The organism is Gottfriedia endophytica (genome assembly GCF_017814275.1).
In the GTDB taxonomy this organism is placed as follows: Bacteria; Bacillota; Bacilli; order Bacillales; family Bacillaceae_G; genus Gottfriedia; species Gottfriedia endophytica.
In genome coordinates this window covers 448243-465538 of the sequence record NZ_JAGIYQ010000002.1, presented here as the reverse complement: position 1 = coordinate 465538, position 17296 = coordinate 448243, and the positions used below count along the sequence as shown (strand labels likewise).

Below are 17296 nucleotides of genomic sequence, written 5' to 3'. Positions count from 1 at the left end.
GTCTTAAAAGTCTATATCAAAGATATGAATTTCTGCGTCAGACTTAATTTGAACCGCCGTATACGGAACCGTACGTACGGTGGTGTGAGAGGTCGGGAGTTAGTCGCTCCCTCCTACTCGATTTACTTCAAACTGACATAAGAGTATTAAGGTATCAGAAGGATTGTGGAAATAAAGTCATAAGGGATAGTTATGACAAAGTATAAATTATTATAATTTTTTTTAATAACATTAGGATGATAAGGTTTAACTATAAATACAAATGTAGAGGGGGATAAGAGAATGTTTACTATTAAATCGATTGGAACTGTTAGAAATCATCGTGAGGGTACTGAAGATGATTACTGGGGAGAGATAACATCAATGATTGAAGTAAGAGAGGATTTTGGGGATGATTGTTTAAATGGGATTGACGAATTTTCTCATTTAGAGATTTTCTTTTTGTTCCATCTTGTTACCGATGAGAAAGTTCAGTATGGATCAAGGCATCCTCGAAATAATATTGATTGGCCGAAGGTTGGAATATTTGCTCAGAGAGGTAAGAACCGACCAAACAAAATTGGAGCTACTATTGTTAAATTAATTAAGAGGGAAGGTAGAAAACTTTATGTTACAGGCTTAGATGCAATTGATGGAACACCAATAATCGATATTAAACCAGTTATGAAGGAGTTTTTGCCAAAAGAAGAAGTGACACAACCATTTTGGGCTTCAGAGTTAATGAAAAACTATTGGAAATAGACAAATGTATTATAAATTCTAGAACACCAACTTTGAATTGTAAGTAACATGATTAAAAAATATAAGATAAATTCAGAAAATAATGAATTTATCTATTGAAAAGTGACGAAACTGTCGTTTATAATAAGTGACAGAATTGTCACTTTATTTTGAGGGGATAGATGAAATGGAGAAGAACTCATTATTTAAAAATAAGCAGTACCTTTATTTGATTAGTTCTCAAATTGTTTCGAGTCTTGGCGATTGGCTTGATTTGTTAGCTTTACTTGCTCTAGTAAGTATAAACTGGAAAGCAAGTCCAATGGAAATGACGTATCTAATGTTGTGTTTTACTGTTCCAATGATTCTATTTAGCCCAATTGCAGGAGTACTTGCTGATAAATATGACAGAAAGAAACTAATGATTATTTCAGATGTTGTTAGAGCTTTTGTTGTTTCAGGAATTGTGTTTTCAAACTCACTATGGATGGTTTACGTCCTGTTATTTATAAAAAGTTCTTTTTCGGCTCTATTTATGCCATCGAAAAATGGGAAGCTGAAAGAAATTGTTTCGAATGAGCAAATACAACAGGCTATCTCGATTAGCTCAATGATTGATAATGGCGGAAAAATCCTAGGTCCAATGATAGGCGGACTCCTAGTTGCTTCTTTTGGAGTAAAACCAGCTTTCTATATTGATGCAGTTACGTTTATTCTTTCTGCCTTACTATTAGTGAAAGTGAAAAGAACTCAGTTTGATCAAGCTGAATCTGTAAAGAAAAAGGATAACAGTAAGGCTTCCTTTTTTAATGATATGAAAGAAGGGTTATCATTTATTAAAACCGTTCCCTTTTTACTTTTAGGACTTCTAATCTTCTGTACAGTTATACTTGTTATACAAATAGCTGATACACAAATTATGATTTTATTAAGAGAAATACCAGGAAAACACGTTCAGCTTGTTGGATACTCAATATCGGCATCAGGTTTAGGGATGTTTATTATGGCTGCAATTCTTAGTAAAAAAGAAATCCATTCTTTCTTTAAGTATTTGTCCCTTGGAACAATCGGAATTGGAGTTGGGTTTGTAACCCCGGTCTTATTTATTCATTTGCCAATCATTGTATTAAATAGTCTAATGCCATTTATATTTTTCATAATCGGACTTTCAGCTGCAGCTGTGGGGGTTTCTTTTAATGTTTATGCTCAGAAAAATACGCCAGTTCACTTTAGTGGAAGAACGTTTAGTACGATAAATGGAATGACGAATGGTTCGGCTGTCATCGGTATGATGATTGGAGGGATTTTAGTCGAGTCAATGGGAGTTATAGCTACTTATGAACTATCAGGTTCGTTATTAGTGTTAATTGGAATAATCTCTCTTTTCTTAAGACCAGCTTTAAAAGGAAGTGTGAAAGTTGCCAAAGGTCAGCGAGGAATACAAGAAGAAGCGTAAGGAAGAAATATTAGAAATTGCAAGTAGGATTTTTATTGAAAAAGGGTTTGAGGAAACAACAATGACCGATATTGTTGAAGCATCTCAGTTGAGCAGAGGAGGAGTTTACAAATATTTTTCTAGTACAGATGAAATGTTTAAGGAAATTGTAAAAAAGTATGATCAGCAAAGAGATGTAAATATTGAAAAGATAATTGCAGAAAGTGAAACAGCCTGGCAAGCAATTGAAGAATTTTTAGACCGATCAGAAAAAAATCTTATAAATAGTGGATTAGGATTTGGGATTGTTCAATTTGAGTATACAGTAAACAGCTGTCGCAAAGAAAATCGTACGGCCTATTTAATAAAAAGGTTTGAGGAAGTCATTAAAAATTTAGGAAGACTGATTGAAAATGGGGTCCAAACAAACGAGTTCAAACCTATCCAACCAGTAAACGCTATAATCATGTTTATCATTAATGTTCTGGATGGAATTTTGCTCTTTCGAATGCTTAGTATTGGTATCGTGGCACCTGAGGAAGTATATATTAAAGAACAAATTAGTGGTTTGAAAATGTATTTAAAGGGTGTATTACAAGTTAGTGAAATAAATTAAATAGAAAAGAAGGAACATTGATTTAAAGTATCAAATCTATTTTATTAACAATGATTTTTAACAAAGGAGTGAATTTGTAACGGCAAATTTCAATGCATCTCTGTTTTTATTTTGAATTACTGTTCGTGAAAAAATAAAAACAGGATAAGAGGTTCTTAAAGCATGAGGGACTTAGGAGTGTACTTTGTTTACTCTATGAAATTGGAGGAATAAACATATATGGTTAAATATATTATTTCTCATATTGTTCAAGGTTTTACTTTTTTCCTTTTCCTTTATTTTGTATTTCATGAGTTTGATGGGATGATTAGAGCTATATTTATTGCGGTAGGAACAATAATCTTTGGAACGATTATTAGGAAAGTCACTCCACAATCATCTAATAAAATATTAAATTTTGTATCTGTTTTATGTTATTTTCTTGTTGCATATTTGTTTTTATATATTTTTATTATTAGATAGAAGAAAACTGTTGGAATAAATAGGAAAGTTCTAATTGATTAGGATCAAGTTAAACTTGATAGAGGCGATGAGGTTGATGTCACACAAACTTAAATTAATGATAATTTATACAATTTCAGTTTTGATTTGTGCTTTATTAATTTATTTTTCAACTTATAACAAATTATTAGCATCACCAATTGCTGTTTTAATTGCTATTGGCGTGGGAAAGCTTTTGGAAAAACTTACGGAAAATAAAAAAGAAACAGAATAAAAAGACGAGTGGATTTTTCTACTCGTCTTCTATTATTATTTTTGCAAAAAAAGGAAATAGGCAGATTTAGTAGAAAAGTAGAAAGTGTCAAACAGGAGGAGGTCATTTTATGATATACAGAAGAAAAACATATAAAATCAAACCTGAAAAATTGAATGAGTTTAATGATTTTTTTCATACATATTTGTATCCAAAACAGATTACTCATGGAGCAAAATTAGTTGGGCGATGGGTGAATGAAGCAAAAGATGAAATTTTGGCTATTTAGGAATATGAAAGTATAGAACAATACCAAAATATTGAAGAAAAAATTCGAATGAGTGACTTACACCAAGAAGCAAAGAAAAAGAGGGCTGAATTAGGTGAGTTATTTATCGAAAGTCAACAAGATTTTCTTTTATCAACCGCTGAAGAAGGTTCATACTACCCACCAAAGCATATTGTAACTGTAAGTGGGTACATCACGAATGATAGAGGAGAAGTTTTACTTGTTCGAAATGTTCATCGATCCGACACTCTTGAAATGCCTGGTGGACAAGTAGAAGAAGGAGAAACTTTAGAGGAAGCAATCCATCGGGAAATTTTTGAAGAGACAGGAATAGCTGTTGATTTAATAGGAATTACAGGGATTTACCAAAATGTAAGCAACTTAATTATTAGTGTTGTTTTCAGGGGTATATTTAAGTCTGGAGAAATAAGACCAGCAGAAGGAGAAACTTCGGAGGTTTTATTTACTCATATTAATTATGAAAATATCAATCAATTGATAACAAGACCCCATTTTAGAAGTAGAGTACTTGATGCGGTGAGTCCAAATTATTTACCATTCGAAGCGTTTAAGGTTAGACCTTATGAATTGATTAGAAGATATGAAGTGAAAAAAGAATTTAGTTAATATATTTCAATCATCTATGGGAAAACGATAAAAGTGTTTGATTCAATGATTCCTGCATAATGTGATTGTAGAATATACTTTTTCTGTTTTATAATTTGGCACTTTTCTAAAAGATTGTTAGATAAAAAAACAACAATGTAAATGAAAACAGCCTATTATTTTTTATTAAATGATTTAAGAAGGTAGTGTGAAGAATATGAAATTTGCCAATCTTGGAATTCGTTTTCTTTTAGAATTGTGTATTTTGTTTTCTGTTGGATACTGGGGATATCTTTTTCCAAAAAAAATAATTTTTAAACTTGGACTATGCATAGGTGCACCTTTGTTCATTGCAATTATATGGGGGACATTTTTAGCACCGAAAGCCAGTGTTCGATTACCTGGACCAATCTATTTACTTTTAGAAATTATCGTTTTTGGCATTGCAACATTAGCGATATATGTAACTGGACATCCAGTTTTAGCGGCATTATTTGCAATTATTTCAGTCATTAACCGCATCTTGTTATTCGTATTTGATTAGATAGTACAGTTTTTTTAGTTCTTAATGATGGGGGAGTTTCGTGAAAATACAAAACAAAATGCCTGAGTATAGTGAAAGTATGCATTTAGAGTTGATTAAAAATGGTTGGGTTCCAATGAAAGAACCAAAAACGGTGTTAAGTGCTATTTTATTGTCTATACCTTTTATGATAATCAATGGTCTTATTTCTATTTTGGTCATAAATATTTTTTCCAATCTATCGTTAAAGGAATTTGGTTTTACATCGAATACTATATCAATAAATTTAAATCTAGTAGATATTTTGTTAGTTGTATTACTTTTAATCGTTCATGAATTACTTCATTTGATTTTTATACCCAATTTCATAAAATCAGAAAAAACAATTCTTGGACTTACTTGGTTTGGTGGATTTGTAGTAACGGAAGAAAAGATCGAAAAATCAAGATTTATATGGATAACAATAGCACCATTCATCATCATTTCGGTTATTTTACCACTAGTATTAAGTTATTGTGGGCTACTAACTACAACATTGAAATTTTTGATACTACTAAACTCAATGGCTTCATGTGTAGATATGCTAAATCTACTTCTAATCATTAAACAAGTTCCTCAAGATGGGACGTTAAAAAGTAATGGACAAAAGACTTATTGGAATTATAAACAATCGGATTTCAATTTTTAAGCTATTTTTTTGGGATCTGCTGTCCGGATATTACTCTATTTCGAAGGGGGAAATTTGTGGAACTGTTCTATAAGCTATCATATCATCGTATGATTGATCATTATCTTCCAAAACTAATTCAAACAGTAGATATGCTAACGATACAAAATTTATGGCAAGAAGAAAAAGGGATAAATTCAATTGGTGGTATCATATTGCATATTTGTGAGCATATAAAAAGAAATACAGAGAGGTACGCTAATCCAAACATAAAGTATAACGAAGGAATTGAAGGATATTTCCCTAGTCTAGATATTGAACCAAATATACTAAGTTTAAAGGTACAAGAAGTTTTTAATAATTGGAAAAAAGAGTTTGAAAAAGTTATAACTGAAAATAATAATATTGAAATTGATGCATATAATCTCTTTCACTTAGTTGAGCATACTGGATATCATTTGGGACAAATTGTCGATCGAACAAAAAGAATTACAAAAAAACCATTTAATTTTTGCCAAAACGGTTTGAATGAAAAAAATCTAAGGACAATGATTGAAAACAGCTTATAATTCCTTGATAGAAAAAATCTATTGAACGAAAGAAGACCGACTAAAAAGATAGTCGGCCATTTTTTTTTATTTCTATTAAGTTAACTTTTGGAATATAGCATTCATTTGATGTGCGGTTTGAATGCTAGTAACACTTGCAATTCTATTTAAAAGTTGGCCCCTTTGAAAATCATCATATATATTGATATTTTGTCCTCTTAAAAGTGCTGTAATTTTAGTTGCTTGGTCTAAGGAAAGTGTAACTTGATACTGGTGACTAAAATTTAAAAGTTCTTGCGGTGTAATATTGTTTACTTTTTTATTCACCATCATTTGAATAAGATTCATACCCAACCTCCTAAAAGTCTTCTCGCTTACTACACTTTATGAATGGCTACTAGTCCCTATGTTAATAAAGTGAAACTTCCATAAGTGGCATCTTAAAAAAGGGACAAAGCAATAACTGCTTTGTCCCTTTAATTTCTTAAAATTAATGAATGGCTTTTTTCTTAAATTTTCCACCTTTTACGTCTGCAATATTCCCGATTGCAACAAATGCGTGGTCATCTATATCTTCTACGATTGCCTTTAATTTTGCTTCTTCTAATCGAGAAATAACCGTAAAGACAACATTTTTAGGATCGCCATTAAAACCACCTTCACCATGAAGGTATGTAACACCGCGACCTAGACGATCATTAAGAGCATCTCCAATCTCTTTGTCATGATCACTAATAATCCATACAGATTTTGTATCTTGGAATCCTTCAATTGTTAAATCGATTGTTTTAAATGCAATGTAGTAAGCAATTAGAGAATACATTGCTTTATCCCAGCCGAATACAAATCCTGCACTACCTAAAATAAACACGTTAAAAGTCATAACCACTTCACCAACAGAAAATGGTGTTTTCTTGTTCAGTAAGATCGCAATGATTTCCGTTCCATCTAATGAACCGCCGTATCGTATGACAAGTCCAACTCCAATTCCTACTCCCATACCTCCGAATATTGCAGCTAATAATGGGTCAGTTGTAACAGGTTTAATATTTGAGAATAAAGAAGTAAAGACTGACATTAGAGAAATTCCCAATAAAGTTGAAAAAGCAAATGTTTTCCCAATTTGTTTATAACCAACAAGTACAAAGGGTAAATTTAAAACAAAAAGAAAAATTCCAAGCTCAACCGAAGTAAGGTGCGAGAGGATTAATGATATGCCCACAATACCACCATCAATGATATCAGTAGGAATGAAGAATGCTTTTAAGCAGATAGCCATGAGAGCAGATCCAGCAGTGATAAATAGCCCTCGTTTAATGAGTTTAAAAGTAGTAAGTTTTCTGTGTTTTGTTTTGTTCAAAGAACCACCTCTTTAATTAATATTATATAATAAGCATAACATGAAAATAGTCTCAACTCTAACGAAATACTTCGATTATTTGTGTTTCAATATTAATTCAGAGATTTAAAAGTAGCGTGATTTTGAAACAAATGATATTACTTTACCCGGAATATTTACAAATAAAACATTTTCTTTTATACTAATTTTTTAAGTTAAATCGTAATTATTCCTATATAAATCTAGGATGTAAAGGGAGAATAGTGAGTTCATCATGGTAGGCGATATTCCTTAACATTTTTCAAAAGGTAATTCTCAATTATACTATTGTTATTAGCTTTATTATGGAAAAAGTGAAAACAACATAAAGGTTGTGGGGACATGAAACTAAATGAAGCAATGGAATTGTTAAAAGAAAAAGGATTTAAAAATACACCTAAGCGTTATGAAATGCTTGAATACATCTTTAAACAAAATAAATATGTGACAGCTAGAGATATCCAACAAGCTTTAACTGAAAAATATAAAGGCTTAAGTTTCGATACCATCTATCGAAATTTAACTACGTTCCTTGATGTTGAAGTAATTGAAATGACGGAATTAGATGGTGAAAAACGATTTCGTTCAAAATGCTCTTCGACTGAGCACCATCATCATCATTTCATCTGTTTGGATTGTGGAAATACGAAAAGTATTAAAGCTTGTCCAATGGAAAATATTCCTGAAGATTTACAAGGATATAAAGTACAAAATCATAAGTTTGAAATTTATGGACTTTGTCCAAATTGTATCAATGAAGATAGTAAAATCTAAAAATATCTTTTTTCTAAATAAAATAGATTATATGATAAAAGTGGGTACTTGTTGCTCACTTTTTTATTTTTTTCTAGTTCCTTAAGTTTTCCGAGTTATTAATTTGTTGGGGAGGGTGTTCGATTGGATGTTTTACATTATTTAAAACACATTGAATTAAATGTGGGGGAAATAGGTCCTTCAGTAGAACTATTAAAAGAAATACATAAAAAGCATTTGCTCAAAGTTCCATTTGAAAATTTAGATATCATTACTGGTCGTAAGCTAAGTATGAATCCAGAAGATATTTATAAGAAGATTATTTTGGAAAAAAGAGGCGGTATTTGTTACGAGACAAACACACTTATGTATTCTATTTTGCAAATGATTGGATTTAATGTAAAAAGAGTTTCTGCTTGTTTTTGGAATGCCGAACAATCAAAATGGAATCCGGATTTTTCTCATTTAGCACTAATTATATCGATTGATGAAAATGATTACTTATTTGATGTTGGAATTGGTGGAGGATTTATAGAGCCTTTACTATTGAAAGATGGTTTTGCCTATTCTGATGTAAATGGATCGTATCAAGTTGTAAATTCTGAAGAAAATGAATTTCTTCTTCGTCATCTTGTAGAAAGTGAATGGACAGACTTCTTAAAAATAAATACCTATGAAAGAGACCAAAATGAATTTTCTGAGCAATGTGCTTATTTTCAAACGAGTAAAGAAACGATCTTCACCCAGAAAAGAATAGTAAGTAAAACGACTCTAAATGGAAAAGTAACGTTAACAGATAAATCGTTAAAATTGACGGAAAATTCGAATGTTTCAATAACCGAAATAATAGACGAGGAAGAATGGACAGAAGTTTTACAAAAAACATTTGGTATAAGCATAGATAATATGGCTATTTTCAAATAAGTGTAGTCTATAAAAAAATGAGTTGCCTCAATCCTGAGAGACAACTCATTTTTTTATTATTTACTTGCATTCATTTCTGCAAGTTTTTCTTCTGCAATTTTATCAATTTCTTTCTTTAATTCTTCTACCATAGTTTCCTCAGGTACTTTACGAACAATTTCACCGTGACGGAATAATAAACCTTCACCGCGAGCACCCGCAATTCCGATATCAGCTTCACGAGCTTCACCAGGACCATTTACAGCACAACCTAGTACAGCGACTTTAATTGGTACTTTAAGTGTTGAGATGTATTCCTCAATATCGTTTGCGATGCTAATTAAATCAATTTCAATACGGCCACATGTAGGGCATGAAATTAATGTTGCAGCGTTAGAAGAAAGTCCAAATGATTTTAAAAGTTCTCTTGCTACTTTAACTTCTTCAACTGGATCTGCACTTAATGAAATACGCATTGTATTTCCAATACCTTTACTGATTATTGCTCCAAGACCTGCAGCGCTTTTAACAGTTCCTGCAAATAATGTACCAGACTCAGTAATACCTAAATGTAATGGATATTTAAATGCTTTTGAAGCTTTTTCATATGCTTCAATTGCAAGGTTAACATCTGATGCTTTCATTGAAACAATGATGTCATGGAAATCTAAGTCTTCTAGAATTTTAATATGGTGTAAGGCGCTTTCTACCATTCCATCGGCAGTAGGATAACCGTATTTTTCTAAAATTCTTTTTTCAAGTGATCCTGCATTTACTCCAATGCGAATAGGAATACCTTTTGCTTTAGCTGCATTAACTACAGCTTCGACTTTTTCTTTTCGACCAATATTTCCAGGGTTAATACGTATTTTATCGACTCCGCCTTCAATAGCTTTTAATGCAAGTTTATAATCAAAGTGAATATCAGCTACAAGTGGAATGTTAATTTGTCTTTTAATATCAGCGATTGCATTAGCTGCTCTTTCGTCAGGAACCGCTACACGCACGATTTGGCATCCAGCTTCTTCTAAACGTTTTATTTCTGCAACTGTAGCTTCAACGTCATGCGTTTTAGTTGTTGTCATACTTTGGATTGAAATTTCATTTGCTCCACCAATAGTAACATTACCAACTTTAACAGGACGTGTTTGACTTCTATGTGTTATCTCATTCACGAGAAATTCGCTCCTTCAATTGAGTCTTAATACTCATTGGTTTTCTATACTATTACAATATCATATTTTCCATATGCTTACACATTTTATCAATCGAAAGTTTATTTTGACAAGAATAAATACTCATAAATCTAAGGTTACTGTTCATAAATCGGAAATTTATAACTTTTTCCGATACGGATGGATGAGGCAGCTTGTCCATTATTTAAAAGGCTAAAGTCTTTTGTAATTTCAGAAATTGGTTTTTGAATATGTGGATTTAATTGTTCTACAATACCAAGTACTGTATCACCGCTTTTAACTTGAATTTCTTCACTGGCAGGTAGATTTTTAGAAGTAGTAGTAATTGTTTGTTTTGATTGAAGTAAACTGTGGTTAGGAATTGTTCCGACTCTTAAGTCAAAAAAAATACTATAACAAAACAATAATATCAGCAGTAAATAAACAATTTTTTTCATTCATCTACCTCCTTTGTAAAAATGTATGCTTGTCCTCATGAAATATACTCTTTGAAATAAATAATTTTTTATGGTGTTAGCAGTTAGTTGGAGTGATCAATTCTTTTTAGAAAGGGATTTTTTCATAAAATTTGTTTCTATTTAAAGAAGGCGATAAGTTGATTTCCGCTCCAGGATACTCGCTTTCCTTGGGGCGGGCGGTGAGCCTCCTCGTCGCTATCGCTCCTGCGGGGTCTCACCTGTCCCGCTTATCCCACAGGAGTCTCGCACCTTCCGCTCCAATCAACTTTATAACCAGTTTCTAAAACAAAATCTTTATTTAAGAACCTTTAGAAAAAATGAAGAGGAAAAGAAGAAAAATTATAAGAAAAAAGGTGTATAAAAAATTACACCTTTTTAGACTTTGAAATAGATTGAATGCTTAAATAATAGTAAACAATTGATATGAGAAGAAACAAAAGTGTTGAATAAGGAATTGTGATATTTAAAAGCCCAATTAAAAGAAACAGTAGAGTAGGTAATGTCATACTGTATGTAAAAATGGTAAATCGGTGCTTGAATGATAAATTCAGTTGTTTCGAGAATTGAAACATACTAGAAAATGAAGCAAATATTGTAGTTAATATAAATAGAAACGTACTTGAACCTAAATAGTACATGATAATTAATAAAGAGAATAAATAAGGTAATCCATTATTCGTTTTATCTGTAATACCTAATGTTTCTTTAAAGCTTTGGACTTGTGAAGTAATTCCATTTATCAAATGAAGAAAACTTGGTATGGAAAATAATAAAGCTAAAATAAACAAATAGAAAATTGTTTTACCAATCTTTTGAAACCTAAAACGAGCAATTTTATTTGGATCATATAAGCTATATCCTAATTGTTTGATAAAATTCATTTTTACAATCCTTTCAAAACCATTCAATGTATAAATGTTGAGTATGTTACGAATATTATAACATCTAAATAGAGAACCCCACTAGAGACTATATTTTAAAAGGAGTCAAAGCACTAATAAATTTTTTGAAAAAAATTGCCGAAACGTGTTGACACTTATTTAAATTGATGATAAATTTAATATTGTCTTAAGGGACACAAGCTATCGAAGTTAAAGGTTATCGAGTAGCCAACATGATATATTCCGCAGTAAAGCGTAAACATCCTGAATCACTTCGATGTAGCTTTGCGAGGAGACAGAATAATCTCCTTAGAATATCCAACTGCGACGAGCAGCGCAGCAAACGCATTTAATATGTAATCAACATATTAAATCACATTATTATAAGTATTCCGCAGTAGCTCAGTGGTAGAGCACTCGGCTGTTAACCGAGTGGTCGTAGGTTCGAATCCTACCTGCGGAGCCATTTAAATTAATATTTTGGCGGTGTAGCTCAGCTGGCTAGAGCGTACGGTTCATACCCGTGAGGTCGTGGGTTCGACTCCCTCCGCCGCTACCAAAATTTTATATGGAGTAATACCCAAGTCTGGCTGAAGGGATCGGTCTTGAAAACCGACAGGGGTGTAACAGCCCGCGGGGGTTCGAATCCCTCTTACTCCTCCATACATAAATTACAACTCTCATCATTAGGTGAGAGTTTTTTGTATTTTTGATTTTTTTGTCAAAAAAATATTTGAAGTTTTGAGCTAAATAATTTGAAAAATATGGCTAGAAATGATAGTTTATTGATGAAAGTAAATTTATTTTTTGGGAGGATTTCTAACATGGCTAAATTTGAATTACCGCAATTACCATACGCATATGATGCATTAGAACCACATTTTGACAAAGAAACGATGAATATTCACCATACTCGTCACCACAATACATATGTAACGAACTTAAATGCTGCTTTAGAAGGTAAAGAAGTAGCTGCAACAACAATCGAAGAGTTAATTTCAAACTTAGACGCACTACCAGAAGGAATTCGTACAGCTGTACGTAACAATGGTGGAGGTCATGCAAACCACAGCTTATTCTGGACTTTATTAACTCCAGAAGGAACTGGTACTCCAACAGGTGAAGTTGCTAAAGCAATTGATGCTAAGTTTGGTAGCTTTGATGCATTTAAAGAAGCGTTTACTCAAGCTGCTTTAACTCGTTTTGGTTCAGGTTGGGCTTGGTTAGTTGTAAATAACGGCGAAGTAGAAGTAACAAGCACACCAAACCAAGATTCTCCATTAATGGAAGGTAAAACTCCTATCTTAGGTTTAGATGTTTGGGAACATGCTTACTACTTAAACTTCCAAAACAAACGTCCTGACTACGTTGGTGCATTCTGGAACGTAGTAAACTGGGAAAAAGTAGAAGAATTATACAAAGCTGCAAAATAATTCTTATTCATAAAAAAGAAGCATTGCTAAGAATTTCTTAGTAATGCTTCTTTTTTTATTAGGTTGTGATCATATGCATTGTCTATCTTTGCAACTAGTCAGCCGAACTAGACAGATAGAAAAGCATAATCAAACTGCCTATCCTCAACAGTTAGAAATTTCAGCTGGGATTTTATTTTCACTTTCCAATAATTCATTTACCTTTATCCTTACTTAATTAAAGTCTTTCTTTTAGTTTGTTACTAAAATGTTTTATAACTTTAAAGACAGAAATTGATTGGAACGGAAGAATGAAGGGCTCTTATGGGAAATGCGGGATGGCTGAGACCCCGCAGGAGCGTATGCGACGAGGAGGCTCAGCTCACGCCCCGCGGAAAGCGAGCATTCCTACGTTCCAATCAATTTAACACATACTAAAATTAGCTCTAACGTCTTTCTGAGTTAATTAGGTTAATTCCGCTTTTGTTAGTATAATCAGTAGTATTTTAGAGAAACTACTCCTTAGGAAAAAGGAGAGTTTTGCTTATGAAGTGGAAGTACATAATTGGTGAAATTGATCTAAATCGTGACTTGTTATTATTACTGAGTATCGGAACGTTGTATTCATTAGCAACTGCTTTAGCTAATACATTTGTGAATGTTTATTTATGGAAACAATCTCATGATTATATTCCAATTGCTTTATATCAAATATCGATTTCGGTTTTACAAGCAATTACTTTTATTTTCGTGGGGAAGTTGGCTAAACGAATCGATCGAGTAATTATTTTAAGAGCTGGAGTTACTTTGCTTGCTCTTTTTTATATCAGTGTATTATTTTTCAAAACAGAAACACTTTTATTAACAATATTAATTGGTATGATCTTAGGAATGGGAAACGGGTGTTATTGGCTTTCCTTTAATTTGTTAAATTTCGAAGTAACTGAACCTGAAACAAGACAATTTTTTAATGGCTTTATGGGATTACTAAGCTCGTTTTCAGGGATGATTGGGCCAATTATTGCTGGCTATATTATTTCAAAAATGATTGATAACAAAGGTTATCATGTTATCTTTTTTGTAGCGATGTTACTTTTTATTTGTTCGGTCGTATTAAGTTTTTTTCTTTCTAAGCGTGAATTGGATAGTGAATATAATCTTATTAGAGTATTTAAAGAGCGACTAAATAACAATAACTGGAAACGGATTACATATGCTAACTTTTTCCAAGGCACTCGTGATGGGATCTTTTTATTTGTTATTTCCATTTATATTTATTTGTCAACGGGGAGCGAGCTAGCTTTAGGGAAATATGGATTGATTACCTCTTTAATTAGTTTTGTGACATATTATATTGTTACAAGACTAATCAAGCCTTCATTTCGTAAACATGCTATTTTTTTAGGGGGGTTACTACTTTATTTAGCTGTATTTTTTATCGTTTTTAAGGTGAATTTTTATTTACTAGTACTTTATGGAATCACCATTTCAATTGCCTATCCGATTATTCTAGTTCCTTATCTTTCTCTTACATTTGACATAATTGGTAAGTCATATAAGGCTAGAGAATATAGGGTGGAGTACATTGTTGTTCGTGAAGTATTTCTAAATTCTGGACGTATTTTCTCCGTATTAACTTTTTTAATTTGTATTCAGTTTATTACTCCGAAAATATTGATCCCAATATTAATGAGTATTTTTGGAGCTGGACATTTTTTAGTCTTTTTTATGCTTAAGAATATGAAAATTGAATAAGAACTAAGTTTAATTTTTTTGTTTTAGCATGTTTTTTGTAGCAAACAAACCGTCTTTTTATTACAATAGAGTTTGGTTGTAAATGTAAATAAAAGAGAAGGAGACACAATGAAAAAAAGTAAAAAAAATAAGATAGCACTTCCGGGCAGACTAAATGCACTTTTCTTTATTGTGTTCGTATTGTTTTCCTTATTAATTTTAAAACAAGGTGTAGTTCAAATCGTAAAAGGTGAAGACTATCAAAATGAATTACAGCATTCTGAAAACACGATTGTTGATACACCGGTTCCTCGCGGGAGAATACTTGACCGTTATGGAAATGTTATCGTTGATAATACGCCTGTAAGGACAATTACTTACACAAGAAGAAAAGGGATTTCGACAGATGAAATGTTGCAAATGGCTACGAAGCTTACTGCTTACATAACAATGCCTGTTGATAAATTAACTGAGAGAGATCGAAAAGATTTCTGGCTTCTAAAAAACAAAGATGCAGCTAAGAAATTAGTTTCTAAAAATGAGAATGATAAACTCTTAAAAGATTATAAAAATGATAGCAATGGATATAACACAGCGTATTATAATCTTCAATTAGAAAGAGTAACACCAGAAAACTTGAAAACATTAACACCACGAGATTTACAAGTATTGGCAATTTATAAGCAAATGAGTTCCGGATATTCTATGATGCCTCAAACAATTAAAGGTGATGGAGTAACGGAAGCTGAGTTTGCAAGAGTAAGTGAGCATTTAGATGTGTTACCGGGTGTAGATGTTACGACAAATTGGGAACGTCATTATCCGTACGGTGACACATTAAGAACAATCTTAGGGAATATTACATCTGAAAAAGAAGGTCTCCCAGCAGATAAACTAAGTTATTATTTAGCAAGAGGTTACGGCCGAAATGATCGAGTTGGAAAAAGTAATTTAGAGTATCAATATGAAGATGTATTAAGAGGTACGAAAGGTAAAGTACAAAATATTGTTGATAAAAATGGAAATGTCATTGATCAGAAAGTTATTTCGCAAGGACAACCAGGTAGCGATTTAGTTCTTTCAATTGACATTCAATTACAACAAAAAGTTGAACAAATTGTAACAGATGAATTGTTAAAAGCAAAACAATCACCAACAGGAACTTTTCTTGATCGAGCATTTGCTGTAATGGTAGATCCTAACACTGGCGAAGTTCTTGCGATGACTGGTAAGCAATTGGTCAAAGACCCAAAAACTGGAAAAACGGTAGTTAGAGACTATGCGAATGGGACGTTTACGTCATCTTATGAAGTAGGTTCAGCTGTAAAAGGTGCAACTCTTTTAACAGCATTTCAAAACGGGGCAATTCAGCCAGGACAACAATTTTATGATACGCCACTTAAAATTAAAGATACACCCCAAAAAAAATCTTGGAAAAATTTAGGATGGGTAAATGATTCAGACGCATTAAAGTTTTCTTCTAACGTATACATGTGGCGTACTGCGATTGCTCTTGGACATGGAAATTATGTACCAAATCAGCCTTTAAATATTGATAAACAAGCATTTACAACTTTCCGTAATAGCTATAGTCAATTTGGTTTAGGAGTACCTACCGGAATTGATTTACCAAACGAAGCAACAGGATATAGAGGTACGACTACTCAACCTGGTAACTTACTTGACTTAGCTATTGGTCAGTTTGATACGTATACACCGCTTCAATTAACCCAATATATATCAACAATTGCTAACGGTGGTTATAGAATGCAACCTCGAATTGTAAAAGAAATTCGTGAGCCAAGTGATGATATGAATCAAGGGAATGTTCAAAATGATATACAACCTAAAGTATTAAATCGAATTGATATGAAAGACAGTTACATTAACAGGGTAAAACAAGGGTTCATCAGGGTTTATAATGAACCAGGTGGTACTGCATATTCATATTTTACAGGTGAAAAAAATTATAAACTAGCTGGTAAAACTGGTACTGCACAGACATTTTATGATGGACCTGATGCCAAAAAATATAATATTAATAGTCGAAGTGCATATAATCTGACTCTTGTTGGTTATGCACCTTATGATGCCCCACAAGTATCCTTTTCTGTAGTTGTACCGTGGTTAAAAAGTGATAAAGCTCACGTAAATAGTTTTATTGGTAAACAAATGATAGATGCATATTTTGAATTACAAAAAGAGCGAATGGCAAAAGGCGAAATACAAAAATAATTAATTAAAAATGGTAATTACAAGTCTTTAATGGCCTGTAATTACCATTTTTTTATTTGGCTATGTTTGATAGTTTTTTTCTAAATAATTTGTTTTATTTGGGGATCTTTTCTAAAATACTGTTGCATTTGAGATTTGGAACTTTAAAGACAGAAGTTGATTACAGCGGAAGGTGCGAGACTCCTGTGGGAATAGCGGGACAGAGAACAGGAAACAGGGGCAGGGAATAGGGAACAAGGAAAAGGCAG

The 17296-nt window shown here is 32.4% G+C and carries 19 protein-coding genes and 3 tRNA genes; 17 read left to right on the top strand and 5 right to left on the bottom strand.

The features are described from left to right. Positions 1–282 precede the first annotated feature (282 nt). The 9 genes from J5Y03_RS04940 to J5Y03_RS04905 all read left to right on the top strand — a co-directional run bounded on the left by J5Y03_RS04940 (position 283) and on the right by J5Y03_RS04905 (position 6119). Positions 283–741, top strand: coding sequence for an SAM-dependent methyltransferase (locus tag J5Y03_RS04940; protein WP_209403105.1), 459 nt, complete (start codon positions 283–285; stop codon positions 739–741). A gap of 166 nt (positions 742–907) precedes the next feature. After that, positions 908–2176, top strand: a complete 1269-nt coding sequence (locus tag J5Y03_RS04935; RefSeq protein ID WP_209403102.1) for an MFS transporter — start codon at positions 908–910, stop codon at positions 2174–2176. Further along, positions 2139–2771, top strand: a complete 633-nt coding sequence (locus tag J5Y03_RS04930; RefSeq protein ID WP_209403100.1) for a TetR/AcrR family transcriptional regulator — start codon at positions 2139–2141, stop codon at positions 2769–2771. The genes J5Y03_RS04935 and J5Y03_RS04930 overlap by 38 nt, the downstream gene beginning before the upstream one ends. A 538-nt stretch (positions 2772–3309) precedes the next feature. After that, on the top strand, positions 3310–3486 hold the full coding sequence (locus tag J5Y03_RS04925; protein WP_209403098.1) for a hypothetical protein: 177 nt from the start codon (positions 3310–3312) through the stop codon (positions 3484–3486). A 109-nt stretch (positions 3487–3595) separates the two neighbouring features. Continuing rightward, positions 3596–3754, top strand: a complete 159-nt coding sequence (locus J5Y03_RS19785) for a hypothetical protein (protein ID WP_245208743.1) — start codon at positions 3596–3598, stop codon at positions 3752–3754. A gap of 48 nt (positions 3755–3802) precedes the next feature. After that, the gene (locus J5Y03_RS04920) at positions 3803–4381 is read left to right on the top strand and encodes an NUDIX hydrolase (protein ID WP_245208742.1); all 579 of its coding nucleotides are present in this window, start codon (positions 3803–3805) and stop codon (positions 4379–4381) included. A gap of 196 nt (positions 4382–4577) precedes the next feature. Beyond that, positions 4578–4904, top strand: coding sequence for a YrdB family protein (locus tag J5Y03_RS04915; RefSeq protein WP_245208764.1), 327 nt, complete (start codon positions 4578–4580; stop codon positions 4902–4904). 40 nt (positions 4905–4944) lie between these two features. Then, positions 4945–5571, top strand: a complete 627-nt coding sequence (locus tag J5Y03_RS04910; RefSeq protein WP_322099551.1) for a DUF3267 domain-containing protein — start codon at positions 4945–4947, stop codon at positions 5569–5571. Between the two features lie 56 nt (positions 5572–5627). Beyond that, entirely contained in the window at positions 5628–6119 is a 492-nt protein-coding gene (locus J5Y03_RS04905) for a hypothetical protein (protein ID WP_209403094.1), read from the top strand. 75 nt (positions 6120–6194) lie between these two features. Here J5Y03_RS04905 and J5Y03_RS04900 read toward each other — a convergent pair whose 3' ends face one another. Together J5Y03_RS04900 and J5Y03_RS04895 are read right to left on the bottom strand one after the other, a co-directional pair. Next, entirely contained in the window at positions 6195–6446 is a 252-nt protein-coding gene (locus J5Y03_RS04900; protein WP_209403092.1) for a DUF2624 domain-containing protein, read from the bottom strand. 142 nt (positions 6447–6588) lie between these two features. Then, positions 6589–7458 carry a YitT family protein gene (locus tag J5Y03_RS04895; protein ID WP_245208741.1) on the bottom strand — a complete coding sequence of 290 codons (870 nt, stop codon included), beginning with the start codon at positions 7456–7458 and terminating at the stop codon, positions 6589–6591. A gap of 360 nt (positions 7459–7818) precedes the next feature. On the opposite strand from J5Y03_RS04895, the gene J5Y03_RS04890 reads away from it, so the two are divergent. Further along, a complete protein-coding gene (locus tag J5Y03_RS04890) occupies positions 7819–8250 on the top strand; it encodes a Fur family transcriptional regulator (RefSeq protein ID WP_209403090.1) in 432 nt (143 codons plus the stop codon). Positions 8251–8373: 123 nt separating this feature from the next. Beyond that, on the top strand, positions 8374–9153 hold the full coding sequence (locus J5Y03_RS04885) for an arylamine N-acetyltransferase family protein (RefSeq protein ID WP_209403087.1): 780 nt from the start codon (positions 8374–8376) through the stop codon (positions 9151–9153). Between the two features lie 56 nt (positions 9154–9209). Here J5Y03_RS04885 and ispG read toward each other — a convergent pair whose 3' ends face one another. The 3 genes from ispG to J5Y03_RS04870 form a co-directional block, all read right to left on the bottom strand. Then, the gene (gene ispG / locus J5Y03_RS04880) at positions 9210–10307 is read right to left on the bottom strand and encodes a flavodoxin-dependent (E)-4-hydroxy-3-methylbut-2-enyl-diphosphate synthase (RefSeq protein ID WP_209403085.1); all 1098 of its coding nucleotides are present in this window, start codon (positions 10305–10307) and stop codon (positions 9210–9212) included. 137 nt (positions 10308–10444) lie between these two features. Further along, on the bottom strand, positions 10445–10765 hold the full coding sequence (locus J5Y03_RS04875) for a hypothetical protein (protein WP_209403083.1): 321 nt from the start codon (positions 10763–10765) through the stop codon (positions 10445–10447). Positions 10766–11151: 386 nt separating this feature from the next. Continuing rightward, positions 11152–11667: a DUF1189 family protein gene (locus tag J5Y03_RS04870; RefSeq protein ID WP_209403081.1), complete on the bottom strand. Its 516-nt coding sequence runs from the start codon at positions 11665–11667 to the stop codon at positions 11152–11154. 391 nt (positions 11668–12058) lie between these two features. Between J5Y03_RS04870 and J5Y03_RS04865 the strand changes: the two genes are divergently transcribed. The 6 genes from J5Y03_RS04865 to J5Y03_RS04840 all read left to right on the top strand — a co-directional run bounded on the left by J5Y03_RS04865 (position 12059) and on the right by J5Y03_RS04840 (position 17048). After that, a tRNA-Asn gene (locus tag J5Y03_RS04865) sits at positions 12059–12133 on the top strand. A gap of 16 nt (positions 12134–12149) precedes the next feature. Next, positions 12150–12226, top strand: a tRNA-Met gene (locus tag J5Y03_RS04860). Between the two features lie 11 nt (positions 12227–12237). Next, positions 12238–12330: transfer RNA gene (locus J5Y03_RS04855), tRNA-Ser, on the top strand. A 161-nt stretch (positions 12331–12491) separates the two neighbouring features. Continuing rightward, a complete protein-coding gene (locus J5Y03_RS04850) occupies positions 12492–13100 on the top strand; it encodes a superoxide dismutase (RefSeq protein WP_209403079.1) in 609 nt (202 codons plus the stop codon). Between the two features lie 525 nt (positions 13101–13625). Beyond that, on the top strand, positions 13626–14834 hold the full coding sequence (locus J5Y03_RS04845) for an MFS transporter (protein ID WP_209403077.1): 1209 nt from the start codon (positions 13626–13628) through the stop codon (positions 14832–14834). Positions 14835–14942: 108 nt separating this feature from the next. Then, positions 14943–17048: a peptidoglycan D,D-transpeptidase FtsI family protein gene (locus J5Y03_RS04840; protein ID WP_209403075.1), complete on the top strand. Its 2106-nt coding sequence runs from the start codon at positions 14943–14945 to the stop codon at positions 17046–17048. The last annotated feature ends 248 nt before the right edge of the window (positions 17049–17296 follow it).